This is a genomic window from Pseudomonas ekonensis (assembly GCF_019145435.1).
Taxonomy (GTDB): domain Bacteria; phylum Pseudomonadota; class Gammaproteobacteria; order Pseudomonadales; family Pseudomonadaceae; genus Aquipseudomonas; species Aquipseudomonas ekonensis.
In genome coordinates this window covers 2,277,153-2,301,942 of record NZ_JAHSTS010000002.1, presented here as the reverse complement: position 1 = coordinate 2,301,942, position 24,790 = coordinate 2,277,153, and the positions used below count along the sequence as shown (strand labels likewise).

Here is a 24,790-nt window from a genome sequence, read left to right as displayed (position 1 = left end):
TTGATCGCCCCCGTCTCCCGGCGGTTCTGGGCGGGAGTCTGCCATGAGTCTCGAGACCTTCGGCCAGCCGTTGCTGACCTTTCCCGATGCGGAAAAAAGTCCCCTGAGCATCCGCGCCAAGGCGCTGGTGTTCGTCGATCCGCGCTCGCGCCGGTTGCGCGAGCACATGAACCAACTGGCCCCGCGTTCGATCTCGGTGCTGATCCGCGGCGAAACCGGCACCGGCAAGGAACTGCTCGCCCGGCACATCCACCGCGCCAGTGACCGCAGCGGCCTGTTCGTGTCGGTCAACTGCGGGGCGATCAGCCCGACCTACGCCGACGCCGAACTGTTCGGCTACGCCGCCGGCAGCTACACGGGGTCGGCCGGCAGCCGCGCCGGGTGGTTCGGCTCGGCCAACGGCGGCACCCTGTACCTGGACGAAATCGGCGACTTGCCGTTGCCGATCCAGATCAAACTGCTCGCCGCCCTGGAAAACCACGAAGTCACCCGGGTCGGCGCCCAGCAGCCGAGTCCGGTGGACGTGCGCCTGGTGGCCGCCACCAGCATCGACCTGGCGCAGGCGGTGGCGGCGGGCAAATTCCATGAGCGGCTGTTCCACTACCTCAGCGAAGGCCATCTGGAACTGCCGGCCCTGCGTGAGCGGACCGGCGACATCCTGTCGCTGGCCGAGTACTTCCTCGGCATCTACAGCCAGCGCCTGGACCTGCCGGTGCCGCTGATCAGCGAGGCGGCGCAGGAGGTGCTGGAGCGCCACAGCTGGCCGGGCAATACCCGTGAACTGGAGAACGTCATTCACTTCGCGTTGCTGGTGAGCACGGGCGACGAAATCCTGCCGGAACACCTCAACCTGCCCGAGGCGTCCGGGCTGCCCGCTCAGTTTGAGCGCCATGTGGCGGGCATCGGCATCGGCGGAACGCCTGACGAGCGCAAGGCATTGAAAGGCTTGCTTTTGCGTCTGGCGGAAGGGTTGTAACCATTTTGTTCAATATGAACAAAATGGAATATGAAGCTGAATAAACGTTATTGTCCGGGAATAAAAAATCCCGGTATTGTCCGCTTCACGCCAGCGATAGCACTTCACTGGCACTCGTATTCAATGCCGTCGTCGATGACGACCATGACTTTTCGATAAGGACACTGCATGAAAAAGGTTCTGCTGTTTTCCGCATTGGCGGCTGCCCTGACCGCATCCCTGGCCCAGGCCGGCGAGAAACTGGTGGTGGCGGCAACGCCGATCCCCCACGCCGAGATCCTCGAGCTGATCAAGCCGACCCTCGCCAAAGAAGGCGTGGATCTGGAAGTCAAAGTCTTCACCGACTATGTGCAGCCGAACGTGCAGGTGGGCGAGAAGCGCCTGGACGCCAACTACTTCCAGACCAAGCCTTACCTGGACAGCTTCAACGCCGGTAAATACAAGGACGACAAAGCCAAGTACCTGGTGACCGTGGAAGGCGTCCACGTCGAACCGTTCGGCGGCTACTCGAAGAAGTACAAGTCGCTGGCGGACCTGCCGAACGGCGCGACCATCGCGATCCCCAACGAAGGCAGCAACAGCGGCCGCGCCCTGATCCTGCTGCAGAAGGCCGGCCTGATCGAGCTGAAGGATCCGAAGAACGCGCTGGCCACCCCGAAGGACATCGCCAAGAACCCGCACAACTTCAAGTTCAAGGAACTGGAATCGGCCCTGCTGCCGCGGGTGCTGAATGAAGTCGACCTGGACATGATCAACACCAACTACGCGCTGGAAGCCAAGTTGAACCCGACCAAGGACGCCCTGGTGATCGAGGGCGCGGACTCGCCTTACGTGAACTTCCTGGTGGCCCGCGAGGACAACAAGAACAGCGACGCGATCCAGAAGCTGGCCAAGGCCCTGACCAGCCCTGAAGTCAAAGCGTTCATCGAGAAGAAGTACAACGGCGCGGTATTGCCGGCGTTCTGATCCGACGCAGCGACACCTCCCTTCAAGGTGTGAAGACGCCGACGGCCAGCGATGGTCGTCGGCGTTTTCGTTTGCGGTGAGTACTGTGGCGAGGGAGCCTGCTCCCGCCGGGCTGCGCAGCGGCCCCAAACCGGGCAACTGGCCGGTTCGGGGCGAAGGCGTCGGCCGGATCAGCGACTGCTGCGCAGCCGAGCGGGAGCAGGCTCCCTCGCCGCAGGGCCTAGGCGAGCCCCGTCTTCAGCGCCCTGCGCAACGCCACCAGCAGTTTCACGATGTCCTGCGGATCCAGCCGCTGCGGCACTTTTACGTCAGCCATGTTTTCTTCCTTGTAATGGTTCGGCCCAGGGAGTCTGGCCAAAAGCTGTGCGTCCTTGGAGGGGCAATCTGAAAAAAAGATCCTTCCTACAGCGCCGGGGAAAATAGCTTTCTTCTTCCGTCCCGGCAAACCCGGCGATTAGTTTTTTGTGTGATATCAATATGCTTTATCGGTATTTAAATTCTTGTTTTTATACCTATAAAGTCGGTGCCTGCAGGACGGCCACCCGCTGTCCATGGACTGCACCACCGTCGCTTACCGAGCGGCGTCAGGACGTTTCATGACCTTCGATTACGCGTTCATCCTCAGCACCTTGCCGGCCTTCCTCAGCGCCGTGGGCGTGACCCTGCAGGTCGGGCTGATCGCCATCGGCACTTCGTTGGCCGTGGCGCTGTTCAATGCGACGCTCCTGGTGTTGCGTGTGCCCTACCTGCCAAAGGCCATCGGCCTGTACGTGGAGCTGGCCCGCAACACGCCGCTGCTGATCCAGCTGTTTTTCGTCTACTTCGCCTTGCCGGCCGTGGGGGTGCAGGTGTCCGGCTTCGCCGCCGCGATCATCACCCTGACGTTCCTCGGCGGCGCCTACCTGACCGAGGTGCTGCGCGCCGGTGTCGAAGCGGTGCCCAAGGGGCAGGTCGAGTCCGGCCGTTCCCTCGGGCTGTCCGAGCTGCAGGTGCTGCGCTACGTGATCCTGCCGCAGGCGGGGATCCTCAGCCTGCCGTCGCTGTTCGCCAATTTCATTTTCCTGCTCAAGGAAACCACGGTGGTGTCGGCCGTGGCGGTGCCGGAACTCCTCTACACCACCAAGAGCTACATTGCCCTGTACTACAAGACCTACGAAATGCTCGCCGTGCTGACGCTGATCTGCGTGCTGCTGTTCCTGCCGCTGTCGCTGCTGCTCGGCCGTCTGGAAAGGAGGCTGCAACATGGCCAGTTCGGGTCTTGAGCTTTTGTGGGTGTCGTTGCCGCAACTGGCGGCCGGCGCCGGGCAGACCTTGTCGATCTCGCTGCTGAGCATCGCGGTCAGCACCGTCGGCGGCGTGCTCTACGGCGTGCTGCGCACCCTCGACGTGAAGTGGCTCAACGCGGTGCTGCGGATCTACCTGGAGCTGTTCCGGGCGATTCCGGTGCTGGTCTGGCTGTACCTGTTGTTTTTCGGCCTGCCGATTTTCTTCGGCCTCAGCGTGCCGGCCTTCTGGTGCGCCGTGACGGTGCTGTCGCTGTGGGGCGCCAGCGAAGTCGGCGAGGCGGCGCGCGGCGCCTTGCGCTCGTTGCCCCGCGGGCAGCGCGAGGCCGGGCTGTCGCTCGGCTTCAATGCCGTGCAGCTCTACGCCTACGTGCTGATGCCGCAGGCGCTCAAGCGCATGACGCCGCCGACCATCAATGTCTACACGCGTATCATCAAGACCAGCTCCCTGGCGGTGCTGATCGGCGTGGTGGACGTGATCAAGGTCGGTCAGCAGATCATCGAGCGCACCTACGAATCGGTGCTGATCTACGGTGCGCTGTTCCTGTTTTTCTTTTTCATCTGCTACCCGCTCTCGGCCGCCTCCCGCGTGCTGGAGCGGCGCTGGGCCCATGCATGAGCGCCTCCACCGCTTTGCAGGGCCCGCACCCCGCCCGAGATTTTCTTTGCGAACCCGCAGACCGCACGCGCGCAGCCGTTCCTGGAGAAGTTCTCCCCGCCGAGGCCTGGCCTTCGGCGACGTTGCCCAAAACGACTCAGACCAAGGAACTGTCATGAAAACTGCCAAATCGCTGTTCGTACTGCCCCTGCTCGGCCTCGCGCTGCTGGCCGGCTGCAACAAATCCGAGGAACCGGCCAAGCCCAAGGTCGCCAGCGAAAGCGCCGCGCCCGCCGGCTACCTGGACAAGATCAAGGCCCGCGACAAGCTGATCGTCGGCGTGTTCACCGACAAGCCGCCGTTCGGCTTCGTCAACGAAACGGGGCGCTACGTCGGCTTCGATACCGACATCGGCCGCCGGCTGGCCAAGGACCTGCTGGGCGACGAGAACAAGGTCGAGTTCGTCGCCGTGGAGCCGGCCAGCCGGATCCCGTTCCTGCAAAGCGACAAGGTCGACCTGATCCTGGCCAACATGACCGTCACCCCGGAGCGCAAGGAAGCGGTGGACTTCACCAACCCGAACCTGCGGGTGGCGGTGCAGGCGCTGGTGCCCCAGGGCAGCGCGGTGAAGCGGCTGGACGACCTGGCGACCCGCACCACCATCGTCACCACCGGCACCACCGCCGACATCTGGCTGACCAAGCACCACCCGGACTGGAAACTGCTCAAGTTCGAGAAAAACTCCGAATCGCTGCAGGCCCTGGCCGGCGGCCGCGGCGACGCCTACGCCCAGGACAACCTGGTGCTGTTCAGCTGGGCCAAGCAGAACCCGGGCTACCGCGTGCTGGACGAAAAGCTCGGCGACGAGGCCCCGATCGCACCGGCGGTGAAGAAGGGCAACACCGAGCTGCGCGACTGGGTGAATGCCGAGCTGGCGAAGCTGGGCGAGGAGAAGTACCTGCTCAAGCTGTACGACCAGTACGTGCGCAAGGAACTGAGCGACGACACCAAGCCTGAGAGCGTGATCGTCGAAGGCGGCAAATGGCAGGGCTGAGCGCCTGACCGACACCTGTGGCGATGGAGCCTCGCCACAGGCTCAATCCGGCCAGTGCCACGCCGGCTCGTCCAGCATCCGCTGGCCGACGACGCCGGTCTGGCCCAGGGTCTTCTCCAGTACGATGCAGTTGCAGTCCGGATCCTCCTGCAACGCCGAGATCAGCCGCCGGGCGTGGGACACCACCCACACCTGGCAGTCCTCCGAGACCCGGATGATCAGCCGCGCCAGCGCCGGCAGCAGGTCCGGGTGCAGGCTGGTCTCCGGTTCGTTCAGCACCATCAGCGACGGCGGGCGCGGCGTCAGCAGCGCCGCGACCAGCAGCAGGTAACGCAGCGTGCCGTCCGATAGCTCCGCCGCCGACAGCGGCCGCAGCAACCCTTCCTGATGGAACTCAATGGCGAAGCGTCCGCCGGCCAGCGGCGCGATCTCCAGGCGCGCGCCGGGAAACGCGTCGCTGACCGCCGTCCGCAGCGCGTCGGGGTCGCCGATCTCGATGATGGTGCGCAACGCCGCCGCCAGGTCCCGGCCGTCGTGGTGCAGCACCGGCGTGCGGGTGCCCAGCTGCGGCTGGCGCGCCGGGGCGTCGGCGTCGCTGCGAAAGTGGTCGTAGAAGCGCCAGCGGCGGATGAACTCGCGCATCTGGAACACCTCCGGCGAGGCGCGCAGGCTGCCGACCTGATCGAACAGGCTGTCGAAGGTCGGCGTGTGCTGCGCCAGCACGTCCCAGCCGCGGCCCTCGCGGGCGCGGATCATCGGGCCATCGCGGTCCACCAGCAGGCTGGCCGGGCGATGGAAGGCCCCGGCCCAGATGCACTCCCTTTTGATTTCCGGATCCAGGGCAAAGTACGAGCGCGACGGCTCGGGCAGGCCCAGCGCGATCGAATAACCGAAGTCTTCCCCGGCGAACCCCAGGCGCAGGCGTTTGGTGCCCTGGCGCACCGTGGGCTCGATGGCCACCTCGCCGTTGCGCATGCGTCGGCTGAGGGTTTGCGGCCCGGCCCAGAAGGTCGAGTCCAGCCCGCCTTCGCGGGCCAGCGCGTTGACCACGCCGCCCTGCGCCGTCTCCGCCAGCAGGCGCAGGGCCCGGTAGAGGTTGGACTTGCCGCTGCCGTTGGGGCCGGTGATGAGGTTCAGGCGGCCCAGCGGGATCACCAGTTTGTTGATCGAGCGGTAATTGGCCACCGCCAGGGTCTTGAGCATGGGCGTTTCCTTCTGCGGGAGCCGGCCAGTTTGCCTGAATGTCGCGTCGCCGTGCGCCTGCGCACGCTTCGTGCGGTAAAGCCGTGCAATGGTCAAAGGCTGTTCTAAGCTCACTGTCGTATCGTCTCTGTCACGTCAGAAAAAGCCAAGGAGTCTGCATGGCGGGTCCCGGATATAAAGTGGCATTGGCCCTGAGCGCCGTCGCTTTGCTGAGCGCCTGCGGCGAGAAGAAAGCGTCCGAGGAGTACCTGCCCAGGGTGCTGGTGCTCGACGTGAAGTCCGCCGACTACGCCGCCGCCGTGACGCTCACCGGCGATGTGCAGGCGCGGGTGCAGACCCAACTGTCGTTCCGCGTCGGCGGCAAGATCATCCAGCGGCTGGTCGAGGTCGGCGACCGGGTGAGCGCCAAACAGGTGCTGGCCCGCCTCGACCCCAAGGATCTGCAGACCAACGTCGACTCGGCCCAGGCCCAGGTGCTGGCCGAACAGGCCCGGGTGAAGCAGAGCGCGGCGGCCTTCGTGCGCCAGCAAAAGTTGCTGCCCAAGGGCTACACCAGCCAGAGCGAATACGACTCGGCCCAGGCCGCCCTGCGCAGCAGCCAGAGCGCCTTGAGCGCCGCCCAGGCGCAACTGGCCAACGCCAGGGACCAACTGAGCTACACCGCCCTGGTGGCCGATGCGCCGGGGGTCATCACCGAGCGTCAGGCCGAGGTCGGCCAGGTGGTGCAGGCGACGATGCCGATCTTCAGCCTGGCCCGTGACGGCGACCGCGATGCGGTGTTCAACGTCTACGAATCGCTGCTGGCCGAGCGGCCGTCGGACCGTTCGATCGTGGTGAGCCTGCTCGACAATCCGGCGGTCAAGACCACGGGCACCGTGCGCGAGATCACCCCGTCGGTGTCGGCGCAGTCCGGTACGGTGCAGGTCAAGATCGCCCTCGACGGCCTGCCGCCGGGCATGCAATTGGGTTCGGTGGTCAGCGCCACGGCCAAGGGCACCGGCAAGTCGGCGGTGGAGCTGCCGTGGTCGGCGCTGACCAAGAACGTCAGCGAACCCGCCGTGTGGCTGGTGGACGACAAGGGCGAGGCGCAGTTGCACACGGTGACCGTGGGCCGCTACCTGACCGGCAAGGTCGTCGTCAGCGAAGGCCTCAAGGGCGGGGAGAAGGTCATCATCGCCGGTGGCCAGCTGCTGCATCCGGGCATGAAGGTCGAGATCGCCGACTACACCTATAAGGAACTGAAAATGGAAGCGCAGCCATGAGGCGCCTGGGGCTGTTGTCTGTCGCGGTGCTGCTCGCCGCGTGTTCCAAGAGCGAGGCGCCGCCGGAGCCGGTGCGTCCGGTGCTGTCGGTCAAGGTGCAGGCGCTCAGCGAAGAGAGCCTGGGGCGGTTCGCCGGCAACATCCAGGCGCGCTACGAGAGCAACACCGGTTTTCGCGTGGCGGGGCGCATCGCCAGCCGCAACGTCGATGTGGGCGCCGAGGTCGGCAAGGGCACGCTGCTGGCCACCCTCGACCCTTCCGACCAGCAGAACCAGCTGCGTTCGGCCCAGGGCGACCTGGCCAAGATCGAGGCGCAACTGATCAATGCCCAGGCCAACGCCCGCCGCCAGCAGGCGCTGTTCGACCGCGGGGTCGGCGCCCAGGCGCAGCTGGACATCGCCCAGACCGACCTGAAGACCACCCAGGCCTCGCTGGACCAGGCCCGGGCGGCGGTCAGCCAGAGCAAGGACCAACTGGGCTACACCGAACTGCGTTCGGACCATAAGGCCGTGGTCACCGGCTGGAGCGCCGAGGCCGGCCAGGTGGTGACCGCCGGCCAGCAAGTGGTGACCCTGGCGCAGCCGGACATCAAGGAAGCGGTGATCGACCTGCCGGACACCCTGGTCGATCAGTTGCCCAAGGACGTGGTGTTCCAGGTGGCCGCGCAGCTCGACCCCGCCATCAACACCACGGCGGTGATCCGCGAGATCGAGCCCCAGGCCCAGAGCGCCACCCGCACCCGCCGCGCGCGCCTGACCCTGGCCGAGACGCCGGTGGGCTTTCGCCTCGGCACGGCGATCAGCGTGACCTTGCGGTCGGCGGTCAAGCCGCGCATCGAACTGCCGGCGGCGGCCTTGCAGGAGGTCGACGGCAAGCCGCGCATCTGGGTGATCAATTCCCAGGACAAGACCGTGGCGCCCCGCGACGTCAGCGTGCTGAGCCGCACCGACAGCACCGTGGTGCTGGACGGCGGGGTGCGCAACGGCGAGCGGGTCATCAGCGCCGGGGTCAACAGCCTCAAACCCGGACAAACCGTGAAATTTGACGAGGACAGTCAATGAAAGGGTCTTTCAACCTCTCCGAATGGGCCCTCAAGCATCAGTCGTTCGTCTGGTACCTGATGTTCGTCGGGTTGCTGATGGGGGTGTTCTCGTACTTCAACCTGGGACGCGAGGAAGACCCGTCCTTCACCATCAAGACCATGGTGATCCAGAGCAAATGGCCGGGGGCGACCCAGGAGGAAACCCTCAAGCAGATCACCGACCGCATCGAGAAGAAGCTCGAAGAGCTCGACTCCCTCGACTACGTGAAGAGCTACACCCGCCCCGGCGAATCGACGGTGTACGTGTACCTGCGCGACACCACCCAGGCCAAGGACATCCCGGAAATCTGGTACCAGGTGCGCAAGAAGATCGGCGACATCCGCGGCCAGTTTCCCCAGGGCATCCAGGGGCCGGGGTTCAACGACGAGTTCGGCGACGTGTACGGCTCGGTGTACGCCTTCACCGCCGACGGCCTGACGATGCGCCAGTTGCGCGACTATGTGGAGCAGGCGCGGGCCGAGATCCGCGGCGTGCCGGGGCTGGGCAAGATCGAGATGATCGGCCAGCAGGACGAAGTGCTGTACCTGAATTTCTCCACCCGCAAACTGGCGGCGCTGGGCATCGACCAGCGCCAGGTCGTGCAGAGCCTGCAGCAGCAGAACGCCGTGACGCCGGCCGGGGTCATCGAGGCCGGGCCCGAGCGGATCTCGGTGCGCACCTCGGGGCAGTTCGCCTCGGAAAAGGACCTGGCCGAGGTCAACCTCAAGCTCAACGACCGCTTCTACCGGCTGGCGGACATCGCCGACATCACCCGCGGCTACGTCGACCCGGCCACCCCGGAGTTCCGCTTCAACGGCACGCCGGCCATCGGCCTGGCCATCGCGATGCAGAAGGGCGGCAACGTCCAGGCGTTCGGCAAGGCCCTGCATGAGCGCATCGGCGAAATCATCGCGGACCTGCCGGTGGGCGTCGGCGTGCACAACGTGTCCGACCAGGCGGTGGTGGTGGAGGAGGCCGTCGGCGGGTTCACCAGCGCGCTGTTCGAAGCCGTGGTGATCGTGCTGGTGGTCAGCTTCGTCAGCCTCGGCATGCGCGCCGGGCTGGTGGTGGCGTGCTCGATCCCCTTGGTGCTGGCGATGGTGTTCGTCTACATGGAGTACAGCGGCATCACCATGCAGCGGATTTCCCTCGGCGCGCTGATCATCGCCCTCGGCCTGTTGGTGGACGACGCGATGATCACGGTGGAGATGATGGTCACGCGCCTGGAGATGGGCGAGACCAAGGAGCAGGCGGCGACGTTCGCCTACACCTCCACGGCGTTCCCGATGCTCACCGGCACGCTGGTGACCGTGGCGGGCTTCGTGCCCATCGGCCTCAACGCCAGTTCCGCCGGCGAATACACCTACACCCTGTTCGCGGTGATCGCCGTGGCGATGCTGGTGTCGTGGGTGGTGGCGGTGCTGTTCGCGCCGGTGATCGGCGTGCACATCCTCAGCACCAACGTGAAACCCCATGAGGCGGAGCCGGGCCGGATCGGGCGCGCGTTCAACCATGGCCTCTTGTGGTGCATGCGCAACCGCTGGTGGGCCATCGCCATCACCGTGCTGTGCTTCGTCCTCTCGGTGGTCGGCATGCGGTTCGTGCAGAACCAGTTCTTCCCGTCCTCGGACCGTCCGGAGATCCTGGTGGATCTCAACCTGCCGCAGAACGCCTCCATCGACGAGACCCGCAAGGTGGTGGACAAGCTTGAGGCCACGCTCAAGGGCGACCCGGACATCGTGCGCTGGAGCAGCTACGTCGGCCAGGGCGCGATCCGCTTCTACCTGCCGCTGGACCAGCAACTGCAGAACCCGTACTACGCCCAGCTGGTGATCGTCAGCAAGAACTTCGAGTCCCGCGAGGCGCTGAGCCAGCGGATCCGCGAGCGCCTGCGCAAGGACTTCGTCGGCGTCGGCGGCTACGTGCAGGCCCTGGAAATGGGCCCGCCGGTGGGCCGGCCGATCCAGTACCGGGTCAGCGGCAAGGACATCGACCAGGTGCGCAAGCACGCCATCGACCTGGCCACCGAGCTGGACAAGAACGAGCACATCGGCGAGATCATCTACGACTGGAACGAGCCGGGCAAAGTCCTGCGCATCGACATCGCCCAGGACAAGGCGCGCCAGCTCGGGCTGTCGTCCGAAGACGTGGCGAGCCTGATGAACAGCATCGTCAGCGGCTCGACGCTGACCCAGGTCGACGACGACATCTACCTGATCAACGTGGTCGGCCGGGCGGTGGACTCCGAGCGCGGCACGCCGGAAACCCTGCAGAACCTGCAGATCGTCACGCCCAACGGCACCTCGATCCCGCTGCTGGCGTTCGCCACCGTGCGCTACGAACTGGAGCAGCCGCTGGTGTGGCGCCGCGACCGCTTGCCGACCATCACCATCAAGGCGGCGTTGCGCGGCGATATCCAGCCCACGGACCTTGTGAAGGTGCTCAAGCCGTCCATCGACGCGTTCGCCGCCAAGCTGCCGCCGGGCTACCGGGTCGCCACCGGCGGTACGGTGGAGGAGAGCAGCAAGGCCCAGGGGCCGATCGCCAAGGTCATCCCGCTGATGCTGTTTTTGATGGCGACCTTCCTGATGATCCAGCTGCACAGCGTGCAGAAGCTGTTCCTGGTGGCCAGCGTCGCGCCGCTGGGGCTGATCGGCGTGGTGCTGGCGCTGGTGCCCACCGGCATTCCGATGGGCTTCGTGGCGATCCTGGGGATCCTGGCGCTGATCGGCATCATCATCCGCAACTCGGTGATCCTGGTGACCCAGATCGAGGAGTACGAACACAAGGGCTACACGCCGTGGGACGCGGTGGTGGAAGCCACCGAACACCGGCGCCGGCCGATCCTGCTGACGGCGGCGGCCGCGAGCCTGGGCATGATCCCCATCGCCCGGGAGGTGTTCTGGGGGCCGATGGCCTACGCGATGATCGGCGGGATCATCGTGGCGACCTTGCTGACCCTGCTGTTCCTGCCGGCGCTGTATGTGGCGTGGTACAGGATCCGCGAGCCGAAGAAGGACGCGCAATAGAGGGCGGGACGGCGCCCGCCGGGGGCGTCAGTGCAGGTCGAAGGCGGGAGCCGGCCTGCCGGCGATGGCGTCCTGCCCGACCTTGCGCCAGACGCTGGCCAGCCAGGGCTGCTGTTCCCGTGGCAGGCCCGCCGGCCGGTAGTAATGCTCCAGTTCCGCGAACCCGGCGTCGGTCAGCAAGCGGCGCCAGGCCTCGAGGTCGTGGTACGAACCGTAGCGCGGGCCGTTCCAACCCTCGCGGTTGTCCCCGCGCGGGTTGGAGCTGAACAGCACGCCCCCCGGCTTGAGCGTGGCGTGCAGTTGCCCGAGCACCCGCGGCAGTTCCTGCAACGGCACATGGAACAGCACCGCGTTGGCGAAGATCCCGTCGAAGCGCCCGGCCGGCAAGTCGAGCTTGAGGAAATCCTGCTGCCAGACCTCGCAGCCGCTGTCTTCCCGGGCCATCCGCGCAAAGACCTGTGAACCGTCGAGGCCGGTGGCGGTGTGGCCCAGGCGGGTGAAGGTCTGCAGGTCGCGGCCCGGCCCGCAGCCGAAGTCCAGGATGCTGAAAGGCGCCGGCCCCTGAATGTGGCGCAGCAGGGCGTCGATGTTCTGGCTGACGTCGTGGTCGCGGGTGCCTTCGCGGAAGTCTTCCGCCACCGAATCGTAGTGGCCCAGGGTGGTGGAGGTGATCTGTTCCAGATCGGAGGGGGTCTGTTTCATGGTCGGCTGCGCGGGCAATGGGATGTGCTGAATATACGCCAACCTGCGGGGCCGCTGCGCAGCCCATTGCCAGCAGGCTGGCTCCCGGAGTGGACGGCGGCGTTCATGGCACCGGTGGGAGCCAGGCTGCTGGCGATGACCCTCTCATTGGCGACGCAACGCTCAGCGCTTGTTCAAGCCCCGCGCCAAGCGGTCGCCGCCCAGCTGGATCACTGCCACCAGCGCCACCAGCAGCACGATCACCGTCAGCATGATCTGGCTGTCGAACCGCTGGTAGCCGTAGCGGTAGGCGATGTCGCCCAGGCCCCCCGCGCCGATGGCCCCGGCCATGGCCGAGGAATTGATCATGGTCACCAGGGTGATGGTGAAGCCGCCGACGATCCCCGGCAGCGCCTCCGGCAGCAGCACGTGCCAGACGATGTGCCAGCGCCGGCAGCCCATGGCCTGGGCCGCTTCGATCAGGCCGTGGTCGACCTCGCGCAGGCTCACCTCGGCGATCCGCGCGAAGAACGGCGTGGCGGCGATGGTCAGCGGCACGACCGCCGCCCACACGCCGTAGGTGGTGCCGACGATCAGCCGGGTGAACGGGATCAGCGCGACCATCAGGATCAGGAACGGGATCGAGCGGAACAGGTTGACGAACGCCCCCAGCGCCCGGTTCAGCGCCGGGGCTTCGTAGATGCCGCCCTTGTCGCTGGTGACCAGGATCACCGCCATCGGGATCCCCGCCACCAAGGCGATCAGCGACGACACGCCGACCATCAGGAACGTGTCGATGAAGCCTTGCAGCAAACGGTCAAACCACATGGCCCAGCACCTCCACCCGTTGCGCCCATTGCCCGGCGCGGGCCTGCAACCGGGCGGCGTCCAGGGACGAGCCGCTCACCGCCAGCAGCAGTTGCCCCAGCGCATGGCCCTGGATCCTCTCCACGCCGCCCTGCAGCAGCTTGACCCGCCCGCCGAGGGCGGCGAACAGCGCGGCCAGGTCCGGCTCGTCCGTGTGGCTGCCGGTGAATTGCAGGCGCAGCACCACGGCGGCTTCCGGTGACGGCGGCCGGGCCTGCAAACGGCTTTGCAGTTCCTGGGGCAAGGCGTGCTGCAACGGTGCGAGCAGGGTCTGGCTGACCTCGTGCTGCGGGTCGCCGAACACTTCCCACACCGGCCCCTGTTCGACGATGTGCCCGTGCTCCAGCACCACGACGCGGTCGCAGATGTCGCGGATCACCGCCATTTCGTGGGTGATCAGGACGATGGTCAGGCCCAGGCGGGCGTTGATCTCGCGCAGCAGGCCGAGGATCGACTGGGTGGTTTCCGGGTCGAGCGCCGAGGTGGCCTCGTCGCACAGCAGGATGTCCGGGTCGTGCACCAGGGCCCGGGCGATGCCCACGCGCTGTTTCTGCCCGCCGGACAACTGCGCCGGATACGCCGCGTGCTTGCCTTGCAGGCCCACCAGCTCCAGCAGTTCGCGCACCTTCGCTTCGCGCTGCGCCTTCGGCACGCCGGCGACCTTGAGCGGCAGCTCGACGTTCTGCCAGACGGTCTTGGCCGACATCAGGTTGAAGTGCTGGAAGATCATGCCGATGCGCCGGCGCAGGGCGACGAGGCGGTCCTCGTCGAACTCGCCGATGTCCACCTGATCGATCAGCACCCGTCCTGCGGTCGGTCGCTCCAGTCGGTTGATGGTGCGGATCAGCGACGACTTGCCGGCGCCGCTGCGGCCGATGATGCCGAACACTTCGCCGCGGCGGATCGACAGGTCGATGCCTTGCAGCGCCGCGACCGGACCCTGGCGGCCTTCGTAGGTCTTGCCGACGCCGATGAAGCGCACGTGGGCGCGGTTCAGTTCGGGGTGCAGGTCAGTGCGCTCGGCACTGTGACGGGGCTCTGGAGTCTCCAGTCGCCGTTGGAGGGCGGCCGTCATGTCAGCTTTCCCAGCCGGCCTGGTACAGCTTGCCGTGGGCCTTGTCGAGCGCGGCGCGCACGGCGGGCGAGTGCTGGTAGATGTCGACGAACTTGATCAGGCGCGGGTCGTCCTTGCTCTTGGGCTGGATGACGAACTGGATCACGTATTCCTTGTGGTCGAGGCCGTCGAACAGCAGCGCGGAGCCGGCGTCGAAGGTCTTCGCCAGGCGGATGTAGGCCGGATACCCCTGCACCAGATCGGCGTCGTCGTAGGCGCGCACCAGCTGCACGGCCTCGACCTGGAGGATCTTGATCTTCTTCGGGTTGGCGACGATGTCGTCCTCGGTGGCCTTGTAGCCGACGCCGGGCTTGAGCGTGATCAGGCCGGCCTTGGCCAGCAGCTGCAGGCCGCGTCCGCTGTTGATCGGATCGTTGGCGATGGCGACGCTGGCGCCCTCGGGCAGCTCGGCGAAGCTTTTGTACTTCTTCGAGTAGAGGCCGACGTTGTTGATGATCCCCGGCGCGAACGGCACCAGGTCGAAGCCGGAGGCGGCCTTGGCGTTCTCCAGGAACGGGATGTGCTGGAAGTAGTTCACGTCGATGTCGCCGGCGGCGAGGCTGACGTTCGGCGCGATCCAGTCGGTGAACTCCACCAGCTCGACCTTCAGGCCTTGCCTGGAGGCTTCCTCGACGGCGGCCTCCAGGGGAATGGCGAAGGCGGCGGTGGTGCCGATCTTCAGCGGCGCATCGGCGGCGAACGCCGCCGAGCTGAACAGGCCCAGGGCCAGGGCCAGTGCCTTGACCGGGTTGGGCAGGAGAGTCTTGGTCATGAGGTTTTTCCAGTCAGTGCATGGGTTGTTGGGGGGGCTGGTCGGGCCTCTTTGCGGGCAAGCCCGCTCCCGCATTCACAAAAGCCTGCGGGAGCTGGCTTGCCAGCGAAGCTTTTCAACGGCGATACGATGATCCGGTGTGCTGCTGCGGCAACTGCGCCCCGGCGCGGAACAGCTTTTCCCGCAGGCTGCCGTCGTCGTAGGCGGTCTTGTACGACCCGCGCCGTTGCAGCTCCGGAATCACCAGGTCGATGAAGTCCACATAGCTTTCCGGGGTGACGATGCGGGTCAGGTTGAAGCCGTCCAGGCCGGTTTCGGCGATCCACGATTCCAGTTCGTCCGCCACCTGCTGCGGCGAACCGACCACGGTGATGTAGCGCCCGCCGAGGGCGTGCTGCTCCAGCAATTTGCGCAGGGTCCAGTCGTTGTTCTGCAGGTTCTTGGTCGCGGACTGGATGGCGTTGCTCTTCACGTACTGGATCGGTTCGTCGAAGGCGTACCCGGAGAAGTCGATGCCGGTGGACGCCGAGAAATGCGCCACGCCGGCCTCGGCGCTGGCGTAGCTCAGGTACTCGGCGTGCTTGGCCCAGGCCGCCTCTTCGGTCTCGCCGACGATCACGTTCAGGCCCATGAACACCTTGATGTCCTCGGGGTTGCGCCCGGCCGCCGCGGCGCTGGCGCGCACCTTGTCCACCTGGGCCTTGGTCGACGGCTTGTTCTGGCCGCTGATGAACACGCACTCGGCATGGCGTCCGGCGAACAGCAGGCCGCGGTCCGAACTGCCGGCCTGGAACAGCACCGGCGTGCGCTGCGGCGACGGCTCGCACAGGTGATAGCCCTCGACCTGGTAGAACTCGCCCCGGTGCTCGACCTTGTGCACTTTGTCAGGGCGGGCGTAGATCCGCTGCTGCGGGTCGTTGACCACCGCGCCGTCTTCCCAGCTGCCTTCCCAGAGTTTGTAGAGGACTTCGAGGTACTCGTCGGCCTGGTCGTAGCGCCGGTCGTGTTCGGCCTGTTCACGCAAGCCCATGGCCTTGGCGGCGCTGTCCAGGTAGCCGGTGACGATGTTCCAGCCCACCCGTCCGCGGCTCAGGTGGTCGAGGGTCGACAGGCGCCGGGCGAACAGGTACGGCGGCTCGTAGGTGAGGTTGGCGGTGAGGCCGAAGCCCAGGTGCTTCGTCACCGCGGCCATGGCCGAGACCAGCAGCAGCGGATCGTTGACCGGCAGTTGGATCGACTCCTTGAGCGTGACGTCCACCGACTGCCGGTAGACGTCGTACACGCCGACGATGTCGGCGATGAACAGGCCGTCGAACAGCCCGCGCTCCAGCAGCTGCGCAAGCTCGGTCCAGTACTCGAGGGTGCTGTAGCGGGTCGAGGTGTCGCGCGGGTGCGTCCACAGGCCGTGGTTGATGTGGCCGATGCAGTTCATGTTGAACGCGTTGAGCAGAATCTTCTTTTTCCCGGCGGCCATCAGATCGTCCCCCGCAGCGGAGGCTTTTCGTCGTTGAGGTAATAGTTGCCCACCGCGTGGTACTTCCAGCGCACCGGGTCGTGCAGGGTGTGCACGCGGGCGTTGCGCCAGTGGCGGTCGAGGCCGTGTTCGCTCAGGGTGGCCTGGCTGCCGGCCAGCTCGAACAGGGTGCTGCCGGCGGCCAGGGAGATTTCGGTGCTGATCGCCCGGGCCTCGGCGACGGCGATCGACGCGGCGGCGACGGTGTCGGCGTTGCTGTCGGCCTGGGCTGCGTCGAGGAATTCACCCGCACGCTCCAGCAGCGCCTCGGTGGCGTGCAGGCGGATGCTCAGGTGGCCGAAGCTCTTGAGGGTCAGCGGGTCTTCCGTGGCCTTGTCGTTGCCTGAGTCGATCCACGGCCGGGTCCTGCTGCGCACGAAATGCAGCGCATCCTCGAACGCGGCGCGGGCGATGCCGGTGTCGATGGCGGCATGGAGGATCTGCGCCAGCGGGCCGACGGTGGTCGGGCGCTCGAAGGCGGTCTGGAACGGCACCACGTCTTCGGCGGCGACGTACACGTCTTCGAACACCACCGAACCGCTGCCGGTGGTGCGCTGGCCGAAGCCGCTCCAGTCGTCGATCACGGTCAGGCCCTGACTGTCGCGGTGGACGAACGCCAGTTGCTGCACGCCGCTTTCGTCCACCACCAGGGTCGGGATGCGTTGGGCATAGATCGCGCCGGTGGCGTAGAACTTGCGGCCGTTGATGCGAAAACCGTCGCCTTCGCGGGTCAGGCGAGTGACGCGGTCATGGGCGGTTTTGGTGCCCAGTTCCGCCAGGGCGTTGCCGAAGCGGCGGCCGGCCAGCGCCTCGGCGTACAGCCGTTGCTTCTGCGCAGGGCTGCCGTTCACCCGCAGCACTTCAAGGGCGTAGAAATGGTTCTGCGGAATCTGCCCCAGGGAGCCGTCGGCCTGGGCGATCAGGGCGATGACCCTGGCCAGGGTGACGTTGGAGACGCCGGCGCCGCCGTAGGCCTTCGGCACACTGATGCCCCACAGGCCGGAGCGGGAAAACACGTCCAGCTCCGCCAGCGGCAGGCGGCGTTCACGGTCGCGCAGGTGGCTGTCGCGCTTGAAGTCTTCGGCCAGGTCGCTGGCGACGATCAGGGCCTGTTCGTCGCTGGCGATGACCGCGACGGGATGGGAAAGGGTCATGTGCTTCTCCAGAGATCTGGTCAAAAGTGTTCTGGTCGTCAGATCCAGGAATGGCGGGCCGGCAGCTTGCCGTTGAGGCGGTAGGCGCCGACCGCGTGGTACTTCCAGCGCACCGGGTCGTGCAGGGTGTGCACCCGGGCGTTGCGCCAGTGGCGGTCGAGGTTGAACTCGGCGAGGGTCGCGCGGCTGCCGGCCAGCTCGAACAGCTTCTCGCTGGCCAGCAGCGAGATCTCGGTGGTCAGCACCTTGGCTTCGGCCACGGCGATCGAGGCGCGGGCGGCGGACTCGGCGGTGACCGGCGCGGCATGCACCTGGTCCAGGACATGCCCGGCCTTGCGCAGCAGCGCTTCGGCGGCGTGCAGTTCGATCTTCAGCCTGCCGATGTCGGCGATGACGTAGAGGTCATCGCTGGCCCGCTCGACCTTGGCCTCGATCCACGGGCGGGCGCGGGTCTTGACGAAGTCGATGGCGTCGTCGAGGGCGCCGCGGGCGATGCCGGCGTCGATCGCGGCCTGGATCAGCTGCGACACTGCGCCCTGGGTGTTGGGCTTTTCGTTGATCTTCCAGTTGTCCACCACCAGGCCGGCCTCGACCCGCACGTTATTCAAGAGGATCGTGCCGCTGGCGGTGGTGCGCTGGCCGAAGCCGGACCAGTCGTCGACGATGCGCAGGCCCGGCGTGCCGCGCCGGACGAAGGCCAGCACCTGCCGGCCGTCATCGTTGAGCGCCTTGACCGCGACCCAGTGGGCGAAGAGGGCACCGGTGGAATAGAACTTCTGGCCGTTGATGACGAAATCGTCGCCGTCGGCGGTGATCCGCGCCTTCAGCTCCAGGGTGTCTTTGGTGCCGCGCTCGGGGCCTGCGTTGCCGATGCGCCAGCCCTCGAGCACGCTCTGGAACAGCTGGCGCTTCTGCGCCTCGGTGGCGCAGCCGAGCGCCAGGTTGAGGATGCCGAACTGGTTCTGCGGGATCTGCCCCAGCGCCGGGTCGGCGGCGGAGATGATCGCAAACACCTCGGCCAGGGTGACGAAGGACACTTGCGGCCCGCCGTATTCGCGGGGGATGGCGATGCTGCCCAAACCGCTGCGGGTGAACTGTTCGATCTGCGCCCACGGCAGCTTGCGCTGGCGGTCGCGCCGGGCGGCGTCCACACGGGCGGCCTGGGCCAGCTCATGGGCGGCCTCGAGGGCCTGGGCGTCGTTGCGCAGGATCTGCGCGGGCAACAACAACGGGGCGATGTCCAGATCGGTCTGAACGTTTGCGTCTGCCAGACTGGACATCAGTGCCACTCCTTGGCTGCACGCAATGCCCTGGCGATCCGCACTGGGGTGATTGGGTTCCGGACCATGCTACCTACCTCACATCTCAAAAAAACGCCGCGAAATGCGGCGAACGAAAGAATGTCCGGTGGTCCGGTTCATATACCCTAAACGTGTATAAAAAATTAATGAACTAACTTTTAGAAATATGCATAGAAGGGGTCATGGCCTGTCCGGTTAACAGGCTGCCGCCGATCCTCAGCATGCGCGGCGGCGCCCAGCGCGAGTTGTTGCCGACCCGGTCGAGGATGCAATAGGTCACTTCCAGGCGCAGGTCCTCGCCGGCTTCGAGAATCACCGACGGCGGTACCCACACGTGGACCGGCCGTCCGACGCCTTCGCCTGTGACCGGCGGCAGGTCCATCCGCACATCGCCCCAGCGCACCGTGATCGCGTCGCCCTCGGCCATGTTCAGGTAGGGCTGGATGGTCAGCGGCACACCGCGCTTGACCTGCCCCGGGTTCACGCCTTGCCGGCAGATGGTCTCAGGCAGCACGGCGCGGGCCAGGTGCTGGTTTTCGTCATGGCACAGCAACGGCGGCCGGCCGCCGGGGCAGTCCAGCTTCACCTCGGCCGATGCGCTGGCCGACAGCGCTGGATCCCGCCCCACCTGCATGATGCGGTAATGCAGCCGGCTCGGGCCGTTGACGATGAAGCTTTCCGGAACCCTCAGCCTCACAGGCTCGCCCACCTCCTTGTCCGTGAGCACCAGGGAGGCCACGTAGCAGCCGTTCCAGAACAGTTCGATCAGGTCGCCGGCGTCCATGCCGGGATACGGGTCGACCTCGGCCAGCAAATGGGCGGCGGCGGCCAGACCGATGCCGTTCCTGTGGGCCGACGCCAGGCGCGGCGCGGCCATTTCGGGGATATGCGAAGTGAGGGGCATGGGGTTCTCTCCTTGAGACCTTGCAGCGAAGTCCGTTTCTGAATGTTCGGGCGGTTGGAATGTTCAGGTCATGAAACAGTGTCAGGTCGATAGATGTTCATGTCGCCTTTATTAAGTAACGGGCAACCATGCGACTAGATAAAAGTTCACCGAAAGAGCTGTCAATAGAGGCAAGCGGTGATTTTAAAAATTGCGGACTAATCAGAAAGCTCCTACATAAACAGTGCCATTTGCTTGGCCAGCCGGATGAATTCGGCCACAGGACAGAGCTGTTTTGGCGGTTTCAGCGCATGTCTGGCCATGTACCTGTCGATGGGGGCGCGGAGGCCGGACACGGAATATCTGTTGCAGAACATATATATGTGCTGCACCGGAACAAGTTGATTGCTATAGGGGGGAGAGATGGAGAGCGAAACTTCCGTCCATGGAAGTTTGCGGTTGATGCAGGTAAGTGAAGTCAGCCGTTGTTTCTGAACTTGCTGAGGAACTGCCGCGTGCGTTCTTCTTTCGGATCGGCGAACAGGGCCTTGGCTTCACCTTGCTCGACGATCACGCCCTTGTCGAAGAACACCACACGGTTGGCCACGTCACGGGCGAACGCCATTTCGTGGGTGACGATGACCATGGTGCGCTTCTCCTCGGCGAGGCCGCGGATGGTCGCCAGCACTTCGCCCACCAGTTCCGGGTCGAGGGCCGAGGTCGGCTCGTCGAACAGGATCACTTCCGGCTCCATCGCCAGCGCCCGGGCAATCGCCACGCGCTGTTGCTGGCCACCGGAAAGGCGCCGCGGATAGGCGTCTTCCTTGCCCGCCAGGCCGACCTTGGCCAGCAGTTTGCGGCCCAGGGCGACGGCATCGGCGCGGGGCGTCTTCTTGACCACGGTCGGGCCTTCGATGACGTTCTCCAGGGCGGTGCGGTGGGGGAACAGGTTGAAGTTCTGGAACACGAAGCCCACGTGCTGGCGCAGGTTGCGCACCAGGCCTTGCTGCTGGTTCAGCGGGCGGCCGGTATCGATCTCGATATCGCCGACCTTGATCCGGCCGCTGGTGGGTTGCTCAAGGAAGTTCAGGCAGCGCAGGAACGTGGTCTTGCCCGAGCCGCTGGGACCGATGATCGCCACGACCTCGCCTTCCTTCACCTCCAGGTCGATGCCGTTGAGCACGGTCTGGCCCTTGAACTGCTTTGTCAGTTTTTCCACGACAATCATGGGGTCAGGACTCCTGGTCGTGCCGATTGACCCGCTCTTCCAGCTTGTTCTGCAGGTGCGACAGCACCGTGGCCAGAACCCAGTAGATCAGCGCGGCGGCAAGATACATGGTGAACACTTCGAAGGTGCGGGCGGTGATCAGCTGCGCCTGGCGGAACAGTTCCGGCACCTGGATGGTGGCGGCCAGCGCGGTGTCCTTGACCAGCGAAATGAAGCTGTTGCCCAGCGGCGGCAACGCCGTGCGCATCGCCTGCGGCAGGATGGCCCGGCGCAGGGTCTGCGCGCGGGTCATGCCGATGCTGGCCGCCGCTTCCCACTGGCCGCGCTCGATCGAGCCGATGGCGGCGCGCAGGATCTCGCAGGCGTAGGCGGCCATGTTCAGCGAGAAGCCGATCAGGGCCGCCGGCAGCGGATCCAGTTCCACACCCAGTTGCGGCAAGCCGTAATAGATCACGAACAGTTGCACCAGCAACGGCGTGCCGCGAAAGAACGACACGTAGATGCGGGCCAGCCAGCTGACCGACTTGAACCGCGACAGGCGCATCAGCGCCAGGCCGAAGCCCAGCAGCAGACCGAAGAACATGCCGCCGAGGCTAAGGATGACCGTGTAGTACGCGCCCTTGAGCAGGAAGGGCGCGGAGTCCAGCGCGAGTTGGAAAGCTGCTTCCATTATTGGGTGACGTCAGCGTTGAAGTACTTTTCCGAGAGCTTTTTCAGCGTGCCGTCGGCGCGCAGGTCGTCGAGGGCCTTGTTCAACGCCGCCAGCAGTTCCGGCTCGCCCTTGCGCAGCGCGATGCCCGATTCCTGACGGGAGAACGCCTGGCCGGCGGCCACGGTCTTCGGTGCCTTCTTGGCGTATTCCAGTGCAGCCAGACGGTCGATCAGGATGGCGTCGGTGCGGCCGTTGTTCAGGTCGGCGAACTTGGTCGGATCGTCGTCGTAGGTGCGCACGTCGGCGCCCGGCACGTTGGCCCGTACCCACTGCTCGTAGTTGGTGCCCAGGCCCACGCCGACCTTCTTGCCGGACAGGTCGGCGGCGGTCTTGATGTTCAGCGCCGCTTCCTTGTCCTTCAGCACCAGCGCCTGGATCCCGGACACGGTGTAGGGCTCGGAGAAGTCGTATTTCTTCTTGCGCTCGTCGGAGATGGTCACCTGGTTGACCACGACGTCCAGACGCTTGGACTCCAGGGCCGCGAGGATGCCGTCCCACTTGGTCGGCTGGATCTTGGCCTTCACGCCCAGCTTCTGCGCCAGGGCTTCGGAGAGTTCGACCTCGAAGCCGGCCAGCTTGCCGTCGGGATCGACGAAGGAGAACGGTGGGTAGGTGCCTTCCAGGCCGACGTTGATGACGCCTTTGTCCTTGATCTGCTTCAGTTGCTCACCGGCGGCTGCGTGGCCGATCAGGCCGGCGCTCAGCGCCAGGCCCAGCGAACCCACCAGCAGGTTGCGACGTAGTGCGGAAAAATTCATGACATGCCCCTGTGTTTTCTTATGGAAGACGCTTAAGGAAAGTTGGCGAATCCGGGAATTGGACGACTGCGCTATCGTGCCCTAAAGCAGCTTATGCGTCTCCCGCGAAATTCGCCCGCGGGGAGACTATATGATTGCTCGCTTAGAATTGAAAATAATGGTTTTTATTTTTGTTATTTCCAATTTGAATATATGCGCAGCCTCCTGCGGCGAGGGAGCTCGCTCCCTCGCCACGGGCCCTACAGGAAGTCCTTGTAGGCGAACAGCGCCGGCGCGCCGCCGGTGTGCAGAAAGATCACCGGGCCGTCGTCGAAGCGCCCGCGGCCGATGCCGTCGAGCAGGCCGGCCATGGCCTTGCCGGTGTAGACCGGGTCGAGCAGCACGCCTTCCTGGCTGGCCAGCAGCTTCACCGCCGCCAGGGTGCCGGCGTTCGGTTCGCCGTAGCGCGGGCCGAAGTATTCGTCCCACAGGCGCACCTTGAAACTGTCCGGCAGCGCCACGCCCAGCAGGTCGGCGGTGCGTTCGGCCAGGCCCTGCACTTTCGGGCGTTGGTCCTCTTCGCTGCGCGAGACGGTCACACCGATCACCGGCAGCGCCGGCAACGCTTCGTTCAGGGCCAGGGCCAGGCCGCTGTGGGTGCCGGCGCTGCCGGAGGCCAGCACCACGGCGGCGAAGTCCAGGCCGGTGTCCTTGATCTGTCCGGCCAGTTCCAGGCCGGCCCGCACGTAACCCAAAGCGCCGAGGGCGTTGGAGCCGCCGATGGGCACCAGGTACGGCTTCTTGCCGTTGCTGCGCAGGCGCACCGCGAGGGCCGCCAGTTGCTCGTCGGCGTTGTCGAGGTTGTCGACCAACTCCACCTTGGCGTCGAACAGATCCAGCAGCAGGCGGTTGCCGTTGCCGGTGTAGTCGCCGTCGTCGGTGCCCAGCGGGTTCTCCAGCAGCGCCACGCAGCCCAGGCCCAGTTTGGCGGCGATCGCCGCGGTCTGGCGCACGTGGTTCGACTGCAGGGCGCCGGCGGTGATCAGGGTGTCGGCGCCCTGGGCGAGGGCGTCGGCGGCGAGGTATTCGAGCTTGCGCAGCTTGTTGCCGCCCATGGCCAGCGGGGTCAGGTCGTCGCGCTTGAAGTAGATGTCGCGGCCCAGCCAGGCGGAGAGGCGATCGAGTTTTTCCAGGGGAGTGGGTTGGCCGAGCAGGTCGAGACGATGAAAGCGGTCCAGCTGTTGTTTGATCATGGGCCTGTACTGGCGGAGGAAGATCACAGGACTATAGGCATGGCGTTTTACCGGGGCAACCGCCAATCGCTTATAGCCAAACGTGCTTAGGCCAGCACTATCGGTTCTTAATTCGCGCTCGGGGCCATGCCGTAAAGTAGTCGCCGTTGAGGCGGCCCGACAGTCCGGCCGCCGGTGAGGAGTCTTTACCGTGAGCGAGCGTTCCAGCCATTGGCAACTGCAGACCATCGTCAGCCAACTGCGTACCGCGCGGGACCTGTGGCGTACCCGGAACGGCCGGGCCACCGGCGAACAGGGCGGGCGCGAACTGCCATCCCGGGCGGCGATGGCGGAGATCCTCGAGGCCCTGTGCGGGGCGTTGTTTCCGATGCGCCTGGGGCCGGTGGACCTGCGTGAGGAAAGCGAGGACTTCTATGTCGGCCATACCCTCGACGTCGCCCTGAATGCGTTGCTCGTCCAGGCGCGGCTCGAACTGCGCTACGTCGCCCGCCACAGCGCCCAGGCCGACACCGAGGTCGAGTCCCGGGCGATCCGGATCGTCCAGGACTTCGCCCTGGCCCTGCCGGGCCTGCGCAGTCTGCTCGACACCGACGTGCTGGCGGCCTACCACGGCGATCCGGCGGCGCGCAGCGTCGACGAGGTGCTGCTGTGCTACCCGGGCATCCTGGCGGTGATCCACCATCGCCTGGCCCATCACCTGTACCGTGCGGGCCTGCCGCTGCTGGCGCGGATCAGCTCGGAGATCGCCCACTCGGCCACCGGCATCGACATCCACCCCGGCGCGCAGATCGGCCCGAGCTTCTTCATCGACCACGGCACCGGCGTGGTGATCGGCGAAACCGCGATCATCGGCGAGCGGGTGCGGATCTACCAGGCGGTGACCCTGGGCGCCAAGCGTTTCCCGGCGGACGAGGACGGCCAGTTGCAGAAGGGCCACCCGCGACACCCGATCGTCGAGGACGACGTGGTGATCTACGCCGGGGCGACCATCCTGGGGCGCATCACCATCGGCCAGGGCTCGACCATCGGCGGCAACGTGTGGCTGACCCGCAGCGTGCCGGCGGGCAGCAACCTGACCCAGGCCAACCTGCAGCATGACGACGGGACGCAGAAGTGACGGCG

General features: G+C 65.9%; 22 protein-coding genes and 1 pseudogene. 10 read left to right on the top strand and 13 right to left on the bottom strand.

Annotation, left to right across the window (positions count from 1 at the left end; all coding sequences use genetic code 11):
* Positions 1-43: 43 nt before the first annotated feature.
* The 6 genes and pseudogenes from KVG96_RS23445 (at position 44) to KVG96_RS23420 (ending at position 4,877) form a co-directional block, all read left to right on the top strand.
* On the top strand, positions 44-976 hold the full coding sequence (locus tag KVG96_RS23445) for a sigma 54-interacting transcriptional regulator (RefSeq protein WP_217894141.1): 933 nt from the start codon (positions 44-46) through the stop codon (positions 974-976).
* A 168-nt stretch (positions 977-1,144) separates the two neighbouring features.
* Entirely contained in the window at positions 1,145-1,942 is a 798-nt protein-coding gene (locus KVG96_RS23440; protein WP_217894140.1) for a MetQ/NlpA family ABC transporter substrate-binding protein, read from the top strand.
* 596 nt (positions 1,943-2,538) lie between these two features.
* Complete coding sequence (locus tag KVG96_RS23435) at positions 2,539-3,204, top strand: amino acid ABC transporter permease (RefSeq protein ID WP_217894139.1); 666 nt, start codon at positions 2,539-2,541, stop codon at positions 3,202-3,204.
* Entirely contained in the window at positions 3,185-3,844 is a 660-nt protein-coding gene (locus KVG96_RS23430) for an amino acid ABC transporter permease (RefSeq protein WP_217894138.1), read from the top strand. The genes KVG96_RS23435 and KVG96_RS23430 overlap by 20 nt, the downstream gene beginning before the upstream one ends.
* A gap of 24 nt (positions 3,845-3,868) precedes the next feature.
* Positions 3,869-4,002 (top strand): annotated as a pseudogene (locus KVG96_RS23425) (amino acid ABC transporter ATP-binding protein); the annotation flags it as partial.
* The gene (locus KVG96_RS23420; RefSeq protein ID WP_217894137.1) at positions 3,999-4,877 is read left to right on the top strand and encodes a transporter substrate-binding domain-containing protein; all 879 of its coding nucleotides are present in this window, start codon (positions 3,999-4,001) and stop codon (positions 4,875-4,877) included. The pseudogene KVG96_RS23425 and the gene KVG96_RS23420, both read left to right, overlap by 4 nt.
* Before the next feature lie 42 nt (positions 4,878-4,919).
* Here the strand turns inward: KVG96_RS23420 and KVG96_RS23415 are convergent, their stop codons facing one another.
* Complete coding sequence (locus tag KVG96_RS23415) at positions 4,920-6,080, bottom strand: AAA family ATPase (protein WP_217894136.1); 1,161 nt, start codon at positions 6,078-6,080, stop codon at positions 4,920-4,922.
* A 158-nt stretch (positions 6,081-6,238) separates the two neighbouring features.
* Between KVG96_RS23415 and KVG96_RS23410 the strand changes: the two genes are divergently transcribed.
* From KVG96_RS23410 to KVG96_RS23400, 3 genes are read left to right on the top strand one after another with little or no spacing between them, the layout of a single operon-like run.
* Complete coding sequence (locus KVG96_RS23410; protein ID WP_217894135.1) at positions 6,239-7,342, top strand: efflux RND transporter periplasmic adaptor subunit; 1,104 nt, start codon at positions 6,239-6,241, stop codon at positions 7,340-7,342.
* Complete coding sequence (locus KVG96_RS23405; protein WP_217894134.1) at positions 7,339-8,403, top strand: efflux RND transporter periplasmic adaptor subunit; 1,065 nt, start codon at positions 7,339-7,341, stop codon at positions 8,401-8,403. The genes KVG96_RS23410 and KVG96_RS23405 overlap by 4 nt, the downstream gene beginning before the upstream one ends.
* The gene (locus KVG96_RS23400) at positions 8,400-11,453 is read left to right on the top strand and encodes an efflux RND transporter permease subunit (protein ID WP_217894133.1); all 3,054 of its coding nucleotides are present in this window, start codon (positions 8,400-8,402) and stop codon (positions 11,451-11,453) included. Before KVG96_RS23405 ends, KVG96_RS23400 begins: the two co-directional genes overlap by 4 nt.
* A gap of 27 nt (positions 11,454-11,480) precedes the next feature.
* Here the strand turns inward: KVG96_RS23400 and KVG96_RS23395 are convergent, their stop codons facing one another.
* From KVG96_RS23395 to KVG96_RS23340, 12 genes are all read right to left on the bottom strand, one after another.
* Positions 11,481-12,155: a class I SAM-dependent methyltransferase gene (locus KVG96_RS23395; protein ID WP_217894132.1), complete on the bottom strand. Its 675-nt coding sequence runs from the start codon at positions 12,153-12,155 to the stop codon at positions 11,481-11,483.
* Positions 12,156-12,317: 162 nt separating this feature from the next.
* On the bottom strand, positions 12,318-12,962 hold the full coding sequence (locus tag KVG96_RS23390) for a methionine ABC transporter permease (protein ID WP_217894131.1): 645 nt from the start codon (positions 12,960-12,962) through the stop codon (positions 12,318-12,320).
* Positions 12,952-14,076, bottom strand: coding sequence for a methionine ABC transporter ATP-binding protein (locus KVG96_RS23385; protein ID WP_217894130.1), 1,125 nt, complete (start codon positions 14,074-14,076; stop codon positions 12,952-12,954). The genes KVG96_RS23390 and KVG96_RS23385 overlap by 11 nt, the downstream gene beginning before the upstream one ends.
* A 1-nt stretch (position 14,077) precedes the next feature.
* Positions 14,078-14,887 (bottom strand): MetQ/NlpA family ABC transporter substrate-binding protein, encoded by an 810-nt coding sequence (locus tag KVG96_RS23380; protein ID WP_217894129.1) that lies wholly within the window; start codon positions 14,885-14,887, stop codon positions 14,078-14,080.
* A gap of 115 nt (positions 14,888-15,002) precedes the next feature.
* The gene (locus KVG96_RS23375; RefSeq protein WP_217894128.1) at positions 15,003-16,361 is read right to left on the bottom strand and encodes an LLM class flavin-dependent oxidoreductase; all 1,359 of its coding nucleotides are present in this window, start codon (positions 16,359-16,361) and stop codon (positions 15,003-15,005) included.
* Positions 16,361-17,554, bottom strand: a complete 1,194-nt coding sequence (locus KVG96_RS23370; protein ID WP_217894127.1) for an SfnB family sulfur acquisition oxidoreductase — start codon at positions 17,552-17,554, stop codon at positions 16,361-16,363. The genes KVG96_RS23375 and KVG96_RS23370 overlap by 1 nt, the downstream gene beginning before the upstream one ends.
* A gap of 38 nt (positions 17,555-17,592) precedes the next feature.
* Positions 17,593-18,834, bottom strand: coding sequence for an SfnB family sulfur acquisition oxidoreductase (locus KVG96_RS23365; protein ID WP_217894126.1), 1,242 nt, complete (start codon positions 18,832-18,834; stop codon positions 17,593-17,595).
* Positions 18,835-19,006: 172 nt separating this feature from the next.
* Entirely contained in the window at positions 19,007-19,759 is a 753-nt protein-coding gene (locus tag KVG96_RS23360) for a hypothetical protein (RefSeq protein ID WP_217894125.1), read from the bottom strand.
* A 457-nt stretch (positions 19,760-20,216) separates the two neighbouring features.
* The gene (gene tcyN, locus KVG96_RS23355) at positions 20,217-20,966 is read right to left on the bottom strand and encodes an L-cystine ABC transporter ATP-binding protein TcyN (protein ID WP_217894124.1); all 750 of its coding nucleotides are present in this window, start codon (positions 20,964-20,966) and stop codon (positions 20,217-20,219) included.
* A gap of 4 nt (positions 20,967-20,970) precedes the next feature.
* Entirely contained in the window at positions 20,971-21,636 is a 666-nt protein-coding gene (gene tcyL, locus KVG96_RS23350; RefSeq protein ID WP_085582000.1) for a cystine ABC transporter permease, read from the bottom strand.
* On the bottom strand, positions 21,636-22,436 hold the full coding sequence (gene tcyJ / locus KVG96_RS23345) for a cystine ABC transporter substrate-binding protein (protein ID WP_217894123.1): 801 nt from the start codon (positions 22,434-22,436) through the stop codon (positions 21,636-21,638). The genes tcyL and tcyJ overlap by 1 nt, the downstream gene beginning before the upstream one ends.
* A 239-nt stretch (positions 22,437-22,675) precedes the next feature.
* A complete protein-coding gene (locus KVG96_RS23340; RefSeq protein ID WP_217894122.1) occupies positions 22,676-23,668 on the bottom strand; it encodes a D-cysteine desulfhydrase in 993 nt (330 codons plus the stop codon).
* A gap of 190 nt (positions 23,669-23,858) precedes the next feature.
* Here KVG96_RS23340 and epsC point away from each other — a divergent pair, with 190 nt between their 5' ends.
* On the top strand, positions 23,859-24,785 hold the full coding sequence (gene epsC, locus KVG96_RS23335; protein WP_217894121.1) for a serine O-acetyltransferase EpsC: 927 nt from the start codon (positions 23,859-23,861) through the stop codon (positions 24,783-24,785).
* Positions 24,786-24,790 lie beyond the last annotated feature (5 nt).